This window comes from Staphylococcus sp. EG-SA-17 (assembly GCF_017151845.1).
In the GTDB taxonomy this organism is placed as follows: domain Bacteria; phylum Bacillota; class Bacilli; order Staphylococcales; family Staphylococcaceae; genus Staphylococcus; species Staphylococcus aureus.
In genome coordinates, this window is record NZ_JACVZO010000005.1 from 79,898 (window position 1) to 98,120 (window position 18,223).

Below are 18,223 nucleotides of genomic sequence, written 5' to 3' on the forward strand. Positions count from 1 at the left end.
TTATTATATCAAAGACTGGAAAATTAATATATAAATGATCATTTCAAATGATATAAATATTGTGGGAGTGAAACAGAATTGATAGACAATGCTCACCTGTATATGATGTCATAAAGCATTTTAAAACTACCGCAATCTCAACAAAAAATACCGAGACTTCCAAATAGAAACCTCGGTACACTTATTACAATTATATTTAAACTTCATCATAGCTGACTTCTTTTTCAGCTACAGTTTTACCGTCAACTTTAACAATATAACTTGCTGTTTTTCCTTTTTCAATTCTTAAAGGAATGTCTATACGTTGATCACTAGTAATGTCGAAACTACCTTTTTCAGTTGAACCGTCATTATCTTTATCTTTAATATAAACTTTAACTTTTTGTGACTTATCATTTTTACCAGTGTATGGTACATCTACCGATTCAGTTGTCGTTTTGACATCTGATGAGTCGCTTTTTTTACCTTTAGAAACAACAAATGAAATCGTTGACCCCTCATCTACTGATTTTCCTTTAGGAGATTGAGAAATCACATCACCCTCATCAATATCGTCACTATACTCTTCCTTACTTTCAACTTTAAACCCTTTTTCTTCTAAGGCTTTTTTAGCTTTGCTAAAGGATTTATGTTCAAAGTCTTCTACATAAACTTGCTTAATGCCTAAAGATTCATATAGTTTAATATTAGAATCATGAATAGCGATTTCAGTATTTGCGGTTACACTTTGATTTGCAATGTATTCTTTTGGCGCTTGATTATTATATACTTTTTCAATCGTAACATCTTTAAGACCTAACGATTTTAATTTCTGCAAGGCTTCCTCCTTAGGTAAACCAATGACATTTGGCATTTTAACCTTTTCAGGGCCTTTTGATATAACAACATCAACACTGTCACCACGTTCAACACGTTCACCTGTATTGGGAGTTGTCTTAATAATTTCATTTTCAGGATATTTATCACTATAACTTCTAGAAATTTTACCCAATTTCAGGTTGTTTTTATTGAATATTTGCTCTGCTTCTTTTACAGATTTCCCGATTACATCAGGTGTCTCTTCGTATTTATTACCAAACATTGCCATTGCCACAAAAGAAACAAGTGCAATCATTAACAACGAAAAGATTAATGATAAGAGCACAATCTTTCGTGTTGATTTCTTTTTAGGTTTTGGTTCGTACACCGTACCTTCTGGCTTTTGGAATTGCTGATGATGAGCAGGCCCATTTACAATAGGTACTTGCGTCGTTTCACGTTTAGGTTGATTCGACTTATGTTCACTAATATGCTTTGCTAGATCTTCTTTTTTCAAAGGTACCGCTATCGTTTTCATTTTATCGAGTTCATAGACATCTTCATTCGCTCGATTTTCATGTAAAACACTACTCAAATCATCTTTCATTTCTTGAATTGTTTTGTAACGATTCGCTTTGTCTTTTTCTGTAGCGCGTAAAATGACATTACTTAAAGATTGCGGAATATCCTTACGTACATCTGTTGTCACATTTGGAACAGAATCCTGAATATGTTTAATCGCAATGCTAACTGCAGTTTCTCCATTAAATGGCGGCTCACCAACAAGCATTTCATATAACACAATACCTATAGAATAAATATCTGTACATTCATCCGTTGCCTCACCTTTTGCTTGTTCTGGCGAAAAGTACTGCACAGTACCTAACACATGATTAGTCTGAGTTAAAGACGTCTCACTTAAAGCTTTAGCAATTCCAAAATCAAATATTTTCAACGTTTTATTGCTGTCAATTAATATATTTTGTGGCTTAATATCTCTATGTACAATACGCATATCATGCGCATGTTTAATGCCATCCAATATTTGATTCGTAAAATTAATCGCCGTGTCAACACTTAATGGCCCATGACTTTCAATATACTCAGACAAAGTCGGACCTTCAATATATTCCATTACTAAGTAGTAACAGTCATCTTCTTCATCAACATCGATCATACTTACTATATTTTGATGTGATAGCTGTGATGAGTTATGTACTTCTCGTTCAAAACGTTTTAATGTTTCTTCTTTTTCTCTAGGTGGTATAAAAATCGCCTTAATTGCAACTTTAATGTTAAGTATCGTATCTTCTGCAAGATAAACGGTACTCATGCCACCGCCGCCAAGCTTATCTACAATTTTATATCGTTCATTTATTATTTTACCTATCATACTTTATCACCTTCAATAGCCGCGAGTATGAAAGTAACGTTATCTTTCGAATGGTTATCTAATGCCAATTGCATTAATTGATTACCATGATCTTCTATTGTACCTTCTTTTACTAACAAACGCTTAATTTCATTGTCTTTAACATAATCAGTTAATCCATCTGAATTTAATAATAAATAATCATAAAAATTTAATCGCTTAATAAACAAATCTGGACTCACACGTTTATCTGTGCCCATCACCTTTGTAATAATATTACGTTGTGGATGTGTAAATGCTTCTTCCGGCGTAATTTGACCCGTTAAAACAAGATGATTAACAAATGAGTGATCACTAGTAATTTGTTCAATTTGTCGACTATTAATAACATAGGCTCTAGAATCACCGACATTTGCTATCACAACTGATTTTTCAAAAACAAGTGCACAAACACATGTTGTACCCATACCTTTATATTCTGCATTTTCTTGTGCATAGTGATATAACTGAAAATTTATATCTTTTATATTATTACGCAACCAATTTTCAGCTTGATGTTGTTCTATAAGATTTTCCGCTTCAAAACGGGATTTCAACTCATCTGTAACAAATTTACTTGCAACTTCTCCTGCTTTATGGCCGCCCATACCATCACACAGAACTAAAAGTTGTTGATTAGTTTGATTATAAAAAATACCACCCGCATCTTCATTCTTATCTCTATGTTGTCCAGTATCAGTAAAAAATTGTGCCTCTAGCATTTGTCTTTACCTCGTTTCTACTTGTCGTTCCTTTGCTCTTAATTGACCACAAGCTGCGTCAATATCCGAACCTTGTTCACGACGTATTGTGGCATTAATTCCTAGTCTCTTTAATTCTTTTTCAAATTTAAAGATATCATTTTTAGCCGTTTTTACATAATTTCTTTCTGGAACATGGTTGACAGGAATTAAGTTAACATGGCAATTTAAGCCTTTTATTAAATGTGCTAATTCTCTTGCATGTTCTAGTTGGTCATTTACACCACCAAACAGACCATATTCAAAAGTAACACGACGATTTGTTTTTTCTTGATAATATTGAATTGCTTCGATTAACTTCTCAACATTATATGCACGGTTAATTGGCATCAAGCGTGATCGCACTTCATCTTTTGCGGCGTGTAAGCTTACAGCAAAATTAATTTGAATATCTTCATCCGCAAATTCATATATTCTAGGAATGATACCTGATGTTGATACTGTAATGTGACGTGCACCAATATTTAAACTGTTATCATCATTGACGATTCTTAAAAAGTCCATCATTTCATCATAATTTTCAAATGGTTCACCGATACCCATTATGACAATTTGAGATACGCGCTCTTCTGTAGCATCAAGGGCTTTTTGAACTGTTAAAACTTGTGAAACAATTTCGCCAGCTTCAAGGTTTCTTTTTAAGCCGCCAAGTGTAGAAGCACAAAACGTACATCCGATACGACAACCTACTTGTGTTGTTACACATACTGAATTTCCATAATCATGTCTCATTAAAACAGTTTCAATTGTATAGCCATCTTGTAATTCAAATAAGAATTTAATTGTACCGTCTTTACTTTCTTGTTTTACTACAGTTGTTAAAGTTGTAACAGTAAAGTTATCTTTTAAGAGCTGTCGTAAGTCTTTCGATAAGTTCGTCATTTCATCAATCGAATCTACTCTTTTTTGATATAACCATTCAAAAATCTGTTTCGCTCGAAATTTTTGTTGCCCTTGTTCAACGAGCCAGTTTTGCATTTCGTCAAATCGCAATGAATATATTGATTGCTTGTCAAAATTTGGAAGAAATTTATTCTTCTTTTTCTTTTCAGCAGTTATCATTCCTAATTGTCCTTTCTTTTTATCTTAGTGATAAAGAATCCATCTGAATTAAAGTCTTGCGGCATGATTTGTAACGTTTTGACCAACTCTCCAGTTATCGGATGTTGAAACGGTTCAAATTCGAAGTTTTTATTATTTTTCAAAAACGTATAAATCACGTTTTCATTTTCTAGTTGCTCTATTGTACATGTTGAATAGATGATTTCGCCACCTATTTTTACATTGTTTTTTACATTTTCCAATATTTCAAGCTGTAAATCAACTAGTGACTCAATATGTTGTTTGCTTTGAGTATACTTAATCTCCGGCTTATGTCTCATTACACCTAATCCGCTACATGGTGCATCAACAAGTATCTTATCGTATGTTTTATCATAAGGTTTTGTCGCATCATGTTGAAAGGCTTTAATATTTGTTAATCGTAATTTTTTTATATTAAAATTAATTAAGTCTATTTTGTGATCATGTATATCTGAAGCGTCAACTTGCCCTTCTGGCATTAAAACTTCAGCAATGTGACAAGCCTTACCGCCAGGTGCACTACATGCATCTAATACGTGATCATGTCGGTCTACATTCATAATGTGCGCAACAAACATTGAGCTTTTATCTTGAATTGAAACGAATCCATCCTTAAATGAACGAGAATGAATAATTGGTTGTCCTCCTATATGGAGACAATAAGGTAAGTCATGATCTTTTTCAACGTCATAACCTTCGTCTTGCAACTTTTCAATAATATCATCTAATGATGCTCGCGTCAGGTTGGCACGCACAGTTGTAGATGTCGTTTCTAAAAATGACTGTAAGATTGTTTCAGTTTCTTCGAGACCATAATGTGTTGCCCAATGATCTATAATCCACTTCGGCATACTATACTCGATTGCCATTCTTTTTTTAGGATCTGCAATTTCATTAAAATCAGGTAAGTCACTACGCATCATTGTACGTAAAATACCATTTACGACATTACCATTATGATAGCCACCGCGTTCTTTTGCTATTTCAACTGCTTCATTAATAATGGCATGATTTGGAACTTTATCTAAATAAACATATTGATAAATACTCATCCATAATAATTGCCTAACCCATGCCTTAATCTTTGTTTTCACAAAAGGCTTTAAATAAAAATCTAACGTATATTTTCTTTTAACGGTTCCGTAGACAATTTCTGTAAATAAAGCTTTATCCATTGCATTTAATTCATTTTCTGACAACACTTCATTGATACGCAAGTTACTATACGCACCTTCATTTAATATATCTTGAATCGTGTCAAAAGCAAGACTTCTCACGTTTTCTATCATATAAGTTTCTTCCCTACTAGTGTGTTTTGCGCACCACTTAAATAATTGGCAGCTAACATTCTCTTTTTCGCAGCCAATTGCATATCTTTAATTGCAACAGCTTCATTATCATTTGTAGCAACAATAATGGCTTTTTTAGTCGTTTCTATAATTGTTCCAGGCTCGTTTATCTTATTAGTCTCAACGAGTTCAGCATCGTATATTTTCAAGTTAGTGTCATCCATAGTTGTATAAGCAACTGGCCATGGTGATAATCCTCGAATTTGATTAAACACTTGTCTTCCTGGTTTATTCCAGCTAATTCGCTCATCTTCGCGTCGAATATTGGAAGCAAATGTTGCTTGCGCATCATCTTGAGGTACACTTTCATTTGTGCCCTCTATAATAGATGGTAAAGTTTCTTTTAATAAATCTGCCCCTAATACACTTAATTTATCATGCATCGTACCGACATTATCATTTTCTTCTATTTTAATTGCTTGTTGCGAAATAATATTACCCGCATCTAATTTTTTAACCATATACATAATTGTTATGCCGGTTTCTTGTTCACCATCGATAATTGCCTGATGAATTGGTGCACCACCTCTATACTTCGGTAACAATGATGCATGTACATTAATTGCGCCAAGTTTTGGTAATGCCAACAATGATTCAGGTAATAATTGTCCAAAAGCAGCAGTTACAATTAAATCTACATCTAATTGAAGCAATTGTTCTAATTCTTCTGATCCACTTAGTTTTTCAGGCTGATATACAGGTAAATCATATTTCATTGCAACTTTTTTAACTGGTGGTGGTGTCATAACACGTTTACGTCCAACAGGTCGATCTGGTTGCGTTACGACTGCAATGACATCATGTTCTGCAATAAGCATTTCTAAAACAGTTGTTGAAAAGTCTGGTGTACCCATAAATATTATTTTAGTCATTTATAAAATATGCCTCCACTTCTTTATCTGTTAAAATACGGTCCGCACGTTCTGTAAAAGGGATACCGTTCATTTGATCTATAATATGCAAAATCATTCTTGCTACATCTTCATGTGCAGTTAGTTCAACTTTGTTCCCATTGACGTCATAACTTTCGACAACGATCATTTTACTTCTTGTCACTTCGCCGTAAACATCTGGCAATGTAATTGAACCTTCTAAGTCTGTTATCGTTTCATTTGATTGACTAATAATTTTCGGATTAACAAGTTGTAATAATCCTTCCATTTCCATATCAATGATTGCCACTTGCAATGACTGATTAATTTGAGGTGCACATAAGCCAGCTGCTTCTTGTGCATACATTGTATCTTCTAAATCTTGTAATAATCTTTTTAACGAATCATCAAATTTTATAACTGCTTGCGCTTTTTTCGTTAAAATAGGATGCGATGCTGGTACTAACTTTTTAATCGCCATAGCTCTTACTCCTCAATAAAATTCATCAAACCATTATAACGTAAATATATTAAAAATGCGACCTTACATCATAGAATGTATATTTTTCAATTTAAAGATTGTCATGTGATTCATTACGTATATTTCACACGTAAAATAATACAATGCAACTGAAGTGTAATCCTAAATTTATTGTAAGGATTGAATAACTGAAATCTAGATGATTGGAAATGCTTAAACTAGAATGTTTGAACTAAAAGTGGGTATAATAAAAAGAGAAGTTAATGTCATTATAAGCAATTCAACTGGAGGGAAAGAAATGCAAGTAAACAAAGTTATTTATATTTTATTAGCATTGTTCTTAGGTAGTTTTGGTATTCATAAATTTTATGCCGGCAAAAACATGCAAGGTTTCCTACACTTAATATTCTTTTGGACAGTCATCCCACATATATTAGCAATTATTAGTGCGATAATTACTGTTTTCAAACCAGCTGACGAACATGGTAATGTTACATTATAAATTGATAAAAATAAATCCCGATGACAATCATTTATTAATTGCGAATCATAGAGTTATAGATATTACGAACTCTATATGATAAGCAGTAATGCTGATTGTTTATCGGGATTATTATTGCGATTATTTAATGTAGTACACTATTTATTTTTCACACAGTAAATACTATTTTAAAGAATCATCTGACGCTGTTTCATAGTTTGATTCATACTCTTTAATATATTTACTTAAAACAACAAAATGTGCGTTACCAAAATCACTAGATGCATTTAAGAAATCCATATGTACTAAATTTAAAACTTTTGGATCTGGATTAGACTTGTCTTCATAATTTTTTGGCGAAAAAGTGAAATAGGCCAATGCCGGCAACACTTCATCTTTAGTATCCTTTGATCCATGTGTCATAAATGAAACGCTTGTTAAAGGTACTCCGAAAGATTTGATTTGAGCTACGCTATATGGAACTGGTTTTGGATGATCAAGTTTAGTTAGTTGACTTAATTTTTTTAACTTAGAATAATCGTCATATTTAATTGCATCATCTTTATGTATTACGTAAGAACCTGGTTCGACTGATGCATAAACTAACTTTCCATCTTTATATTTTGTCATAATTTCTGCGTAAAAAACAGGTGTGTTTGAATTGCCAATTTTCTTTCCACCTGGATCTACATACCAATAATCAACTTGTTTTACATCATCGTGTGTTTCAATCACTTTCCTTTTTATACCTTTCTTACCTTTAAAGAATGCATCAACATCTTTTATTGAAGATCCTTTTGAATCTTTTGTAAATCTATAATCTGCAAGTTCCACTTTACCCATTAATTCTTTGTAATCTTTCCATCCTTGAATCCCTTTACTATTCGTAAACGACTTTTCTGTCATTAATGGATCCAACTTATCTAGAGATGGCGCATCTTTAATTCCTTTCATTTTCTTCTCTATTTCTTCAAATTTCTCTAAATCTGGGTCTTTCTCTTCTTCCGATTCTTTTTTTACAGTTTCTTGTTTTGATTCTTCTGATTTCTTTGATGATAATTTATGATTACCACCAAAAGAACAACCTGCTACGACTAAAAGCATAATTAAAAGTAAACATCCCAGTGTCTTTTTCATAAACTTTCTCCTCTTAAGTTATTTTGTTTGAATCAAATAAACATACATAAATTTAAAAAACTTATTTATATTGATATTTTACATTAACCATCAATATTTTTAAATACTTTAATTGATAATTTAAGAAAATTGTTTTGTCTAATAATTTAAGTAGTTAAAACATAGATAGATATAAAATAGTTTATAGCCATTAATTTATAAGTTTAAAATTTGCACTATTTCAATTTGCCATTTAAAAATAGTTTGCTTAATCATTAGTACTTTTATTCATCAGTAAGTATGGCGCTTGCATTAAAATCAGAATTCGTAAATGAAAATACTAATAAATTCCTTATCAAACCAAAATCACGTAAGTTATAAAGCCATATAAAAAGACAGAATATAAACTGCTAATTTAAATAGTTAACAGTTGTATATTCTGCCCTTATTCTGTACTTAAAGTAAATATTCAAACACTGGTTCAAATACTCGTACATACTGAACTTGTTTCTAATAATTAGTAATGTTACATCATCATCTGCGGATCAATATCAATCTTCAATGCTAATTTTTCTTTTATAAATTTTTCATGGTAATAGTCATCTAAAAACTGAATGGCTTGTAATAATCCAGGTTCACTTTTATATTTCACTAAAATTTGGAATCTAAATTCATTGTTGATTCTCGCAAGTGCTGCCGGAGATGGACCTAGCACAAGCGCTTTTTCTGTTAAATGCTGTAATAAAATTTTATGAACATGCTGCGATGCTTCCATAACCTTCTTCATTTCTTTATGTGAGATTGTGAAATTAATCAAATAATAATACGGTGGATACTTTCCTAATTTACGATATTCCATTTCCTGACGATAAAATGTTAAATAATCATTTTTTTGAACATCCAATATTGAATAATGATCTGGATTATACGTTTGAATGATGACTTGACCTGCCTTTTCATGACGACCAGCTCTACCAGCCACTTGCGTTAATAGTTGATAAGTACGTTCGCTCGCCCGAAAATCAGGTAAATTTAACATTGTATCTGCATTCAGCACACCAACTAAAGTAATATTTGGATAATCTAATCCTTTCGCAATCATCTGAGTACCTAGTAAAATGTCACCGTTACCTTTTTCGAATTCAGTCAATAACTTTTCATGTGCACCTTTCTTTGAGGTTGTATCTACATCCATCCTAATTATGCGCGCATCTTCAAATTCTTGTTGCAATAGTTCTTCAACTTTCTGAGTACCAGTACCTACTTGTCGAATGTGTTCACTCTCACAATTTGGACATTGATTCGGTGGCGTCTCTTGGTAACCACAATAGTGACATTTTAATAAGTCTGTCGTTTTATGATACGTTAATGAAATATCACAGTTTGGACATTGCGGTACATATCCACAATCCCGACATAACATAAACGATGCATAACCACGTCGATTTAAAAATAAAACAACTTGTTCCTGTCGATCTAATCTTAATTGTATGGCTTCACGTAAATCTTTTGAAAACATTGACCGATTACCTTCACTCAATTCTTCACGCATGTCTACTATATCAATTTCAGGTAAAGCTTGTTGGTTCACTCTGTTTGGTAATGATAGCAAATGATAAACGCCTTTTTCAGCTCGTGCATAACTTTCAAGACATGGTGTTGCACTTCCTAAAATGACTGGACAGTGATGATATTCACTTCGCCATTGGGCAATTTCTCTAGCGTGATATCTCGGATAATCTTCTTGTTTATATGTAGATTCATGTTCTTCATCAATGATGATTAACCCTAAATTTTTGAAAGGTGCGAACACACTTGACCTTGCACCAACACTTACTCTCGCACGACCATCCCTAATTTTTTGCCACTCATCATAACGTTCCCCATTAGATAAGCCAGAATGTAATACAGCAACGTCATCACCAAATCGACGTTTGAAGCGTAAAACCATTTGCGGTGTTAGAGCGATTTCAGGAACTAACATCATCGCCTGTTTTCCTTGGCTTAAAACATCTTCTATCGTTTGTAAATATACTTCTGTTTTACCTGATCCCGTCACACCATGAAGTAAAAATGTTTCTTGCTCTTGGCTTACAATTTTAGCTTTAATCGCTTCATATGCTTTATATTGATCTTCTGTTAATTGCTGTTTTGATTCTTGTTCGAAAACACGATCTTTAAATGGGTCTCTATCAACAACCGCGTCATATTTTTCAACATAACCTTTTTTGATAAGTCCATCTAAACTGGATTTTGAAAAGCCCATATCCTCAATATCAGTTAAAAATATTGTTTTATGTTGTTCTTCAGACAAGTAAGCATACAAATCGTATTGTTTAATAACTTTCTCCAACTTAGCTAATACTTCATCAGGATGATACCCTTCAATGACACGAACAGCACGCTTGGTTTTTTTAGTTATATTTTGTGTGAGAATCGTTTTTTCTTCAACGATATCATCTTTTAACAACTTCATAAGCAATTGAATATCATTATTTTTTTGCGCATCTTTATAATAATAGTAACCATGCTTATCAAATTTTTGTAATAAAGCTGAAGGTAGCTCTATGTCATCTTTCATCTTAAATGCTTTTTTATACTTCGCTTTAATAGCACTCGGAAGCATCACTTCTAGCATAGAAATACGTTTAATGACATGAGTTGAACCCATCCACTCACTTAAAGCTATTAATTCTGATGTTAATTCAGGTTGTATATCTTTCACTTCTATGATTTTTTTTAACTTCGAAACGTCAAGTTGTGCATCAGGTTCTGCTGTTACTTCCATTACATAACCTTGAATCGTTCTTGGTCCAAAAGGTACAATCACACGCACACCAGGTTGGATGACAGATTCGAGTTGTTCAGGAATTATATAATCAAATTTAAAGTCAACGCTCTTCGACGCGACATCGACTATGACTTTCGCTATCATTATTGCCACCTAGTTTCTAGTTCATCTAAAATTTGTGCAGCTAATACTACTTTTTTTCCTTTCTTGATATTTACCTTTTCATTATTTTTAAAATGCATTGTCAATTCATTATCATCAGAACTAAATCCGATAGACATATCCCCAACATTATTTGAAATAATCACATCTGCATTTTTCTTGCGTAATTTTTGTTGTGCATAATTTTCAATATCTTCAGTCTCTGCTGCAAAGCCTATTAAATACTGTGATGTTTTATGTTCACCTAAATATTTAAGAATGTCTTTAGTACGTATAAAAGATACTGATAAATCACCATCCTGCTTTTTCATCTTATGTTCTAATACATCAACTGGTGTATAGTCAGATACGGCTGCTGCTTTTACAACAATATCTTGTTCGTCAAATCGGCTTGTCACTTGTTCAAACATTTCTTCAGCACTTTGAACATGAATAACTTCAATATCTTTTGGATCCTCTAGTGTTGTAGGACCAGCAACTAACGTCACGATAGCTCCTCGATTTCGCAATGCTTCAGCTATTGCATAGCCCATTTTTCCAGAAGAACGATTGGATACAAATCTGACTGGATCGATAACTTCAATAGTTGGTCCTGCTGTAACCAATGCGCGTTTATCTTGAAATGAACTATTAGCTAAACGATTACTATTTTGAAAATGAGCATCAATAACAGAAACGATTTGAAGCGGTTCTTCCATACGTCCTTTAGCAACATAACCACATGCTAGAAATCCGCTTCCTGGTTCGATAAAATGATACCCATCTTCTTTTAAAATATTAATATTTTGCTGCGTACGTTTATTTTCATACATATGCACATTCATAGCAGGCGCAATAAATTTCGGTGTCTCTGTTGCTAGCAACGTTGATGTCACCAAATCATCAGCAATACCTACACTCAATTTTGCAATTGTATTTGCCGTTGCAGGTGCAACAATGATTGCATCTGCCCAATCACCTAATGCAATATGCTGTATTTCTGAAGGATTTTCTTCTATAAAAGTATCTGTATAAACAGCATTTCGACTTATTGCTTGAAATGCTAATGGTGTCACAAATTTTTGTGCGTGATTCGTTAACATAACGCGAACTTCATACCCAGATTGTGTTAACTTACTTGTCAAATCAATTGCTTTATATGCCGCAATGCCACCTGTAACGGCTAATAATATTTTCTTCATATTTAATCTCCCTTAAATATCACTATGACATTTACGCTTTACATCATCATATGCGCACAAATGCTCATTACTTTTTTATAGATACAAATTTAGTATTATTATAACATCAATCATTGGATAAACTAAAAAAACACACCTACATAGGTGCGTTTGATTTGGATATGCCTTGACGTATTTGATGTACGTCTAGCTTCACATATTTTTAATGGTCGAAACTATTCTTTACCATAATAATCGCTTGAAATAACAGGGCGAATTTTACCGTCAGCAATTTCTTCTAACGCTCTACCAACTGGTTTAAATGAATGATATTCACTTAATAATTCAGTTTCAGGTTGTTCATCAATTTCACGCGCTCTTTTCGCTGCAGTTGTTGCAATTAAATACTTTGATTTAATTTGTGACGTTAATTGGTTTAATGGTGGATTTAACATTATTTTTTAGCCTCCAAAATCATTTTTCTATACTTAGCTTCTACGCGCTCTCTTTTTAAGTGCTCAGCTTCTACAATACATTGAATTCTATTCTTCGCAAGTTCTACTTCATCATTAACTACAACGTAATCGTATAAATTCATCATTTCGACTTCTTTACGTGCTTCGTTAATACGACTTTGTATTTTCTCATCGGATTCTGTTCCTCTACCTACTAATCGCTCTCTCAAGTGATCTAAACTTGGAGGTGCTAAGAAAATAAATAATGCATCTGGAAATTTCTTTCTAACTTGCTTTGCACCTTCTACTTCAATTTCTAAAAATACATCATGACCTTCGTCCATTGTATCTTTAACATATTGAACTGGTGTACCATAATAGTTGCCTACATATTCAGCATATTCTATAAATTGGTCATCTTTGATTAAAGCTTCAAACGCATCCCTAGTTTTAAAAAAGTAATCTACGCCATCAACTTCACCTTCACGCATTTGACGTGTTGTCATTGAAATAGAATACTTATATGATGTACTTGGATCTTCAAATATTCGTTTTCTAACAGTACCTTTACCTACTCCAGATGGTCCTGATAAAACGATTAACAATCCTTTTTCATTATCCATGCCTTACGACCTCTCTAAGCTAATCTTCTATTATTTAAATATGATATCACATTGTTCTTTATATTGTATAGCATATTTGAAATTGCATGCCATAATTTCTATTAAGTCTAACAATATCGTTATATTGCACGATTAATTTTAATTAAATAAATTGAATTGCAAACTTTTAGATAATGTAAAATGTGTGGCATAATGTATGGTTCAATAACTATACCGAAAAGTTACAATCATGTTAAAATGAAACGAATGATATGAAGAAGGTGGAAGATAAATTATGGCTTATGATGGCTTATTTACAAAGAAAATGGTTGAGTCTCTACAATTTTTAACAACAGGACGCGTTCACAAAATCAATCAACCTGATAATGACACGATACTAATGGTTGTACGTCAAAATAGACAAAACCATCAATTGTTATTGTCAATCCATCCAAACTTTTCAAGATTACAATTGACTACTAAAAAATATGATAATCCATTTAATCCACCCATGTTTGCGCGTGTTTTTAGAAAACACTTAGAAGGTGGTATTATCGAATCGATTAAGCAAATTGGTAATGATCGTCGCATTGAAATCGATATAAAGAGTAAAGATGAAATTGGCGATACTATTTACCGCACTGTTATCCTAGAGATTATGGGTAAACATAGTAACTTAATTTTAGTAGATGAAAATCGCAAAATAATTGAAGGATTTAAACACTTAACACCAAATACGAATCACTATCGTACAGTAATGCCAGGATTTAATTATGAAGCACCACCTACTCAGCACAAAATGAATCCGTATGATATTACAGGTGCAGAGGTGTTGAAATATATCGATTTTAACGCAGGTAATATTGCTAAACAATTATTGAATCAGTTTGAAGGATTTAGCCCTTTAATTACGAATGAAATCGTTAATCGTCGTCAATTTATGACTTCATCAACATTACCAGAAGCATTCGACGAAGTTATGGCAGAAACCAAGTTACCACCTACTCCTATTTTTCATAAAAATCATGAAACAGGTAAAGAGGATTTCTATTTTATAAAGTTAAATCAATTTAATGATGATACAGTTACGTACGATTCATTAAATGATTTACTTGATCGTTTTTATGATGCGCGTGGCGAACGTGAACGCGTTAAACAACGTGCGAATGATTTAGTTCGATTTGTTCAACAGCAGTTGCACAAATATCAAAATAAATTAGCGAAGTTGATTGAAGAATATGAGCAGTCTAAAAATAAAGATACTGAACAGTTATATGGTGAATTGATCACTGCTAATATATATCGAATTAAGCAAGGTGATAAAGAAGTGACGGCGTTGAATTATTATACGAATGAAGAAGTTGTCATTCCTTTAAATCCTACAAAATCCCCATCAGCAAATGCTCAATATTATTATAAACAATATAATCGTATGAAAACGAGAGAACGTGAATTACAACATCAAATTCAATTGACGAAAGACAATATAGATTATTTTTCAACAATCGAACAACAATTACATCATATTTCTGTCCATGACATTGATGAAATTAGAGATGAATTAGCAGAACAAGGCTTTATGAAACAGCGTAAAAATCAAACTAAGAAAAAGAAAGCGCAGATTCAATTACAACATTATGTATCAACTGATGGCGACGATATATATGTTGGCAAGAATAACAAGCAAAATGATTATTTAACAAATAAAAAAGCTAAAAAAACTCACACATGGTTACACACAAAAGATATTCCTGGTTCACATGTCGTTATATTTAATGACGCACCAAGTGATACGACAATCAAGGAAGCGGCTATGTTAGCAGGATATTTTTCAAAAGCTGGTAATTCTGGACAAATACCTGTTGATTACACGTTAATTAAAAATGTGCACAAACCATCAGGTGCAAAGCCTGGGTTTGTAACATATGACAATCAAAAAACTTTGTATGCTACACCTGATTATGAACTTATTCAAAAAATGAAACAATCATAATCAAGTTGTCGACAAATAAACACCTCACCATAAGAAAGGACTACTTTCTTTTGCGAGGTGTTTATTTATTATTTAATGCGTTCATTGAAACGAAGTATCGTGTTTTTAAATAACGTAGCATCATTTAAGTTACAAATTATCTTTGTGATTTTAAAAATGAGTGAAACTAAAATGCTAATGTGTACTTAAAATAGAAATACATAGGTAAAACGCATGCATAAGAAAAAGTGTTTCTTTATCATTCAACGCTGTGCGAATCCTTTTACTCAGGTAATGCTAATTGAAAACTTACTCCAAACTTATCTTGAACCCAAGCAAACTCTCTGTATGGTGGCATATTCGTTTTTGGCATTAAAATGGCACCTTCATCTTTTAATCCATTAAATAGTCGTTCCATTTCAATAGTATCTTTTACTGTAACAAATAATGAAATCGCTGGATTCATTGGTAATTCTGTGCCACTATTAGCATCAATTGCCATGAATACTTGTCCATTTAATGTAAATATTGAGTGTTGTACAGTCCCAGGATCACCAGGTCCATTTTCACCATACTTAGCCATTGTTATAATCTCACTATCTTCAAATAAGCTTGTGTATAGTTTAACAGCTTCTTCAGCTTGGTTATTAAACATTAAAAATGTCGTGATTTTTGGAATATCCATGCTATGCCTCCTATAGATTGAACTTCTATAACTACTATTATCTTAACATAATTAAAATGACAAAAGCGCGTCGTACCGTTATATGCACGAATGACAAATGTCTTATTGGCCTGTTGATTAAATCACATAGTTAACGATAAAAATTACGCAAGATTAAAAATATGATACATATGTTAATAAATGATACTTATCATAGGTATTAATGTTTTGACTTATTGTCAAATTTGATTACAATTAAAATTAAGTTAAAGGAGGGACGTTATGTTACATTATGTGATTCCAGTATTAGTCCTATTACTCGTATTCTTAATTGGTTGGATTTTAATAAAGTTAATTATCCGCTAATAAATTTTTTATATAATAAAAGCTATAGTGTTTGTAATATTCGGATGCGGTTAAGCAGCCCATGATATTAAACACTATAGCTTTTTTGTTTTTAAATTTGTCCTTGTTTACGTAATATATCCTTTACATGTTTAAATAAATCATCATTATGATCTATAGTTGTTTTATTTTTTATATGTTTTTGCTTCGTTGAACTTTCGTCGACATCGTGACTACTAGATAGATTGGAATCATTAGAATGATTGATAAATTCGTTACAATGTTTTATCTTCCCATATAAATCATTAGATGTTTTGTCATTCATATGTTGAATTCCTCCTTCTAGTGTCTATATTATGCTAAGTTGTCTCTCCATTCAACTAATGTTTGGATATCTTCACTAGAAATTTTACCTTCATTTTCAGCTACTTCAATTAATTCATTGTAATCACTTAAAGTGTAAAAAGGTAGTTGAATATTGCTAAATGTATCATCTGCTTTTTTCAAACCATAAGTAAAGATAGCTACAACACCTAATACTTCTGCACCTGCTTGTTTTAAGGCTTCAACTGCTGTGACTGAAGATCCCCCTGTCGAAATTAAATCTTCTATCACAACTACTTTTTTACCTTCACTTTTAGCACCTTCAATTTGATTTTGCTTACCATGACTCTTATTTGATGAACGAACATAATTCATTGGTAATTTTAATTTTTCAGCAATAAAAGCTGCATGTGGAATACCAGCTGTTGCAGTACCAGAAATAACTTCTACTTCAGGAAAGTGTTCTTTAATTAAGTTAATTAAACCATCGCGGATTGCGCCTCGAACTAAAGGATAACCTAACGTAACACGGTTATCACAGTAAATCGGTGATTTAATACCTGAACTCCATGTATATAAATCATTTGGTGATAATGTTACAGCTTCAATATCTAATAATGATTTTGCAATTTCTTTAGCCATTATACTAACCAACTTTCTTTAATTTTATGATAACTTTCGACTGGATTGTCACTTTGTGTAATCGGTCTACCGACTACAATATGCGTCGAACCAAGCTGTCTTGCTTCTTCCGGTGTCGTAATACGGTGTTGGTCATCTTGAGATGCACCTTTAGGTCTAATACCTGGTGTTACTTTTAAAAATGATGTACCTAACTTTTCAGTCAACATACGACTTTCAAGAGGTGAACAAACAACGCCATCTAAACCAGCTGCATTTGCTAACTTGGCATAATTTAAAACGGCCTCTTCAATCGATGTTTGTATATTTTGTTCGTGTCGTAACATATCTTCTGTTGTTGACGTAAGCTGTGTTACTGCAATAATTTTTGTATGTTGATTATGTTTTCTTAATCCTTTAATGGCCTCAGACATCATTTTTACACCACCAGCAGCATGAACATTTACCAGATCAACATTCAATTTAGCTAGTCTTTCCATCGCCTTACCAACTGTATTAGGAATATCATGCAGCTTTAAATCTAAAAATACATCATGGCCTCTTTCTTTTATCTCATTAATTAATTGAGGGCCTTCTTGATAAAAAAGTTCCATACCTACTTTTACGAATAATGATTCATCAAATAAATCTAAAAATTGATTTACTTTTTCTTTTGATTCAAAATCTAATGCAATAATTGGTAAATCTTTCATCATATATGTCTCCCTTTACGTTAAGCAATTCATTAAAATAATGAGGCTGTAATATAAACTTC

The 18,223-nt window shown here is 32.5% G+C and carries 17 protein-coding genes; 2 read left to right on the top strand and 15 right to left on the bottom strand.

The features are described 5' to 3' along the window. Window positions 1-196 precede the first annotated feature (196 nt). From pknB to IDG65_RS03905, 6 genes are read right to left on the bottom strand one after another with little or no spacing between them, the layout of a single operon-like run. Window positions 197-2,191 (bottom strand): serine/threonine protein kinase Stk1, encoded by a 1,995-nt coding sequence (gene pknB / locus IDG65_RS03880; protein ID WP_000579559.1) that lies wholly within the window; start codon window positions 2,189-2,191, stop codon window positions 197-199. Next, the gene (locus tag IDG65_RS03885) at window positions 2,188-2,931 is read right to left on the bottom strand and encodes a protein-serine/threonine phosphatase Stp1 (protein ID WP_000888495.1); all 744 of its coding nucleotides are present in this window, start codon (window positions 2,929-2,931) and stop codon (window positions 2,188-2,190) included. The genes pknB and IDG65_RS03885 overlap by 4 nt, the downstream gene beginning before the upstream one ends. A 6-nt stretch (window positions 2,932-2,937) precedes the next feature. Next, a complete protein-coding gene (gene rlmN, locus IDG65_RS03890) occupies window positions 2,938-4,032 on the bottom strand; it encodes a dual-specificity RNA methyltransferase RlmN (protein WP_000626901.1) in 1,095 nt (364 codons plus the stop codon). 2 nt (window positions 4,033-4,034) lie between these two features. Continuing rightward, complete coding sequence (gene rsmB, locus IDG65_RS03895; RefSeq protein WP_000572233.1) at window positions 4,035-5,342, bottom strand: 16S rRNA (cytosine(967)-C(5))-methyltransferase RsmB; 1,308 nt, start codon at window positions 5,340-5,342, stop codon at window positions 4,035-4,037. Beyond that, entirely contained in the window at window positions 5,339-6,274 is a 936-nt protein-coding gene (gene fmt / locus IDG65_RS03900) for a methionyl-tRNA formyltransferase (protein WP_000161285.1), read from the bottom strand. The genes rsmB and fmt overlap by 4 nt, the downstream gene beginning before the upstream one ends. Beyond that, window positions 6,267-6,755: a peptide deformylase gene (locus tag IDG65_RS03905; RefSeq protein ID WP_000985287.1), complete on the bottom strand. Its 489-nt coding sequence runs from the start codon at window positions 6,753-6,755 to the stop codon at window positions 6,267-6,269. Before IDG65_RS03905 ends, fmt begins: the two co-directional genes overlap by 8 nt. 298 nt (window positions 6,756-7,053) lie before the next feature. On the opposite strand from IDG65_RS03905, the gene IDG65_RS03910 reads away from it, so the two are divergent. After that, window positions 7,054-7,257, top strand: coding sequence for a TM2 domain-containing protein (locus IDG65_RS03910; RefSeq protein WP_001198020.1), 204 nt, complete (start codon window positions 7,054-7,056; stop codon window positions 7,255-7,257). 162 nt (window positions 7,258-7,419) lie between these two features. Here IDG65_RS03910 and IDG65_RS03915 read toward each other — a convergent pair whose 3' ends face one another. The 5 genes from IDG65_RS03915 to gmk all read right to left on the bottom strand — a co-directional run bounded on the left by IDG65_RS03915 (window position 7,420) and on the right by gmk (window position 13,543). Then, window positions 7,420-8,373, bottom strand: coding sequence for a hypothetical protein (locus IDG65_RS03915; RefSeq protein ID WP_206174025.1), 954 nt, complete (start codon window positions 8,371-8,373; stop codon window positions 7,420-7,422). A 505-nt stretch (window positions 8,374-8,878) separates the two neighbouring features. Beyond that, complete coding sequence (priA, locus tag IDG65_RS03920) at window positions 8,879-11,287, bottom strand: primosomal protein N' (protein WP_000560832.1); 2,409 nt, start codon at window positions 11,285-11,287, stop codon at window positions 8,879-8,881. Beyond that, window positions 11,287-12,486 carry a bifunctional phosphopantothenoylcysteine decarboxylase/phosphopantothenate--cysteine ligase CoaBC gene (coaBC, locus tag IDG65_RS03925; protein WP_052997628.1) on the bottom strand — a complete coding sequence of 400 codons (1,200 nt, stop codon included), beginning with the start codon at window positions 12,484-12,486 and terminating at the stop codon, window positions 11,287-11,289. Before coaBC ends, priA begins: the two co-directional genes overlap by 1 nt. Window positions 12,487-12,701: 215 nt before the next feature. Next, window positions 12,702-12,920, bottom strand: a complete 219-nt coding sequence (gene rpoZ / locus IDG65_RS03930) for a DNA-directed RNA polymerase subunit omega (RefSeq protein ID WP_000933956.1) — start codon at window positions 12,918-12,920, stop codon at window positions 12,702-12,704. Further along, a complete protein-coding gene (gene gmk, locus IDG65_RS03935) occupies window positions 12,920-13,543 on the bottom strand; it encodes a guanylate kinase (protein WP_000368225.1) in 624 nt (207 codons plus the stop codon). The genes rpoZ and gmk overlap by 1 nt, the downstream gene beginning before the upstream one ends. 274 nt (window positions 13,544-13,817) lie before the next feature. Here gmk and IDG65_RS03940 point away from each other — a divergent pair, with 274 nt between their 5' ends. Next, window positions 13,818-15,515 carry an Rqc2 family fibronectin-binding protein gene (locus IDG65_RS03940; RefSeq protein WP_000312772.1) on the top strand — a complete coding sequence of 566 codons (1,698 nt, stop codon included), beginning with the start codon at window positions 13,818-13,820 and terminating at the stop codon, window positions 15,513-15,515. A gap of 262 nt (window positions 15,516-15,777) precedes the next feature. On the opposite strand, the gene IDG65_RS03945 is transcribed toward IDG65_RS03940, so the two are convergent. The 4 genes from IDG65_RS03945 to pyrF all read right to left on the bottom strand — a co-directional run bounded on the left by IDG65_RS03945 (window position 15,778) and on the right by pyrF (window position 18,161). Continuing rightward, window positions 15,778-16,179: a VOC family protein gene (locus IDG65_RS03945; protein ID WP_000354184.1), complete on the bottom strand. Its 402-nt coding sequence runs from the start codon at window positions 16,177-16,179 to the stop codon at window positions 15,778-15,780. A 436-nt stretch (window positions 16,180-16,615) separates the two neighbouring features. Beyond that, on the bottom strand, window positions 16,616-16,828 hold the full coding sequence (locus tag IDG65_RS03950; RefSeq protein ID WP_000998557.1) for a hypothetical protein: 213 nt from the start codon (window positions 16,826-16,828) through the stop codon (window positions 16,616-16,618). 29 nt (window positions 16,829-16,857) lie between these two features. Further along, a complete protein-coding gene (pyrE, locus tag IDG65_RS03955; RefSeq protein ID WP_001040248.1) occupies window positions 16,858-17,469 on the bottom strand; it encodes an orotate phosphoribosyltransferase in 612 nt (203 codons plus the stop codon). Further along, window positions 17,469-18,161: an orotidine-5'-phosphate decarboxylase gene (gene pyrF, locus IDG65_RS03960; protein ID WP_000654073.1), complete on the bottom strand. Its 693-nt coding sequence runs from the start codon at window positions 18,159-18,161 to the stop codon at window positions 17,469-17,471. Before pyrF ends, pyrE begins: the two co-directional genes overlap by 1 nt. Between the last annotated feature and the right edge of the window lie 62 nt (window positions 18,162-18,223).

Excerpts from the sequence above, each read along its gene's own strand:
- IDG65_RS03940 (WP_000312772.1), top strand. The coding sequence starts at position 13,818 with ATGGCTTATGATGGCTTATTTACAAAGAAAATGGTTGAGTCTCTACAA.
- IDG65_RS03915 (WP_206174025.1), bottom strand. The coding sequence starts at position 8,373 with ATGAAAAAGACACTGGGATGTTTACTTTTAATTATGCTTTTAGTCGTA.
- rsmB (WP_000572233.1), bottom strand. The coding sequence starts at position 5,342 with ATGATAGAAAACGTGAGAAGTCTTGCTTTTGACACGATTCAAGATATA.
- pknB (WP_000579559.1), bottom strand. The coding sequence starts at position 2,191 with ATGATAGGTAAAATAATAAATGAACGATATAAAATTGTAGATAAGCTT.
- IDG65_RS03885 (WP_000888495.1), bottom strand. The coding sequence starts at position 2,931 with ATGCTAGAGGCACAATTTTTTACTGATACTGGACAACATAGAGATAAG.
- gmk (WP_000368225.1), bottom strand. The coding sequence starts at position 13,543 with ATGGATAATGAAAAAGGATTGTTAATCGTTTTATCAGGACCATCTGGA.
- rlmN (WP_000626901.1), bottom strand. The coding sequence starts at position 4,032 with ATGATAACTGCTGAAAAGAAAAAGAAGAATAAATTTCTTCCAAATTTT.
- rpoZ (WP_000933956.1), bottom strand. The coding sequence starts at position 12,920 with ATGTTAAATCCACCATTAAACCAATTAACGTCACAAATTAAATCAAAG.
- coaBC (WP_052997628.1), bottom strand. The coding sequence starts at position 12,486 with ATGAAGAAAATATTATTAGCCGTTACAGGTGGCATTGCGGCATATAAA.
- IDG65_RS03905 (WP_000985287.1), bottom strand. The coding sequence starts at position 6,755 with ATGGCGATTAAAAAGTTAGTACCAGCATCGCATCCTATTTTAACGAAA.
- IDG65_RS03910 (WP_001198020.1), top strand. The coding sequence starts at position 7,054 with ATGCAAGTAAACAAAGTTATTTATATTTTATTAGCATTGTTCTTAGGT.
- IDG65_RS03950 (WP_000998557.1), bottom strand. The coding sequence starts at position 16,828 with ATGAATGACAAAACATCTAATGATTTATATGGGAAGATAAAACATTGT.
- pyrF (WP_000654073.1), bottom strand. The coding sequence starts at position 18,161 with ATGAAAGATTTACCAATTATTGCATTAGATTTTGAATCAAAAGAAAAA.
- IDG65_RS03945 (WP_000354184.1), bottom strand. The coding sequence starts at position 16,179 with ATGGATATTCCAAAAATCACGACATTTTTAATGTTTAATAACCAAGCT.
- priA (WP_000560832.1), bottom strand. The coding sequence starts at position 11,287 with ATGATAGCGAAAGTCATAGTCGATGTCGCGTCGAAGAGCGTTGACTTT.
- pyrE (WP_001040248.1), bottom strand. The coding sequence starts at position 17,469 with ATGGCTAAAGAAATTGCAAAATCATTATTAGATATTGAAGCTGTAACA.
- fmt (WP_000161285.1), bottom strand. The coding sequence starts at position 6,274 with ATGACTAAAATAATATTTATGGGTACACCAGACTTTTCAACAACTGTT.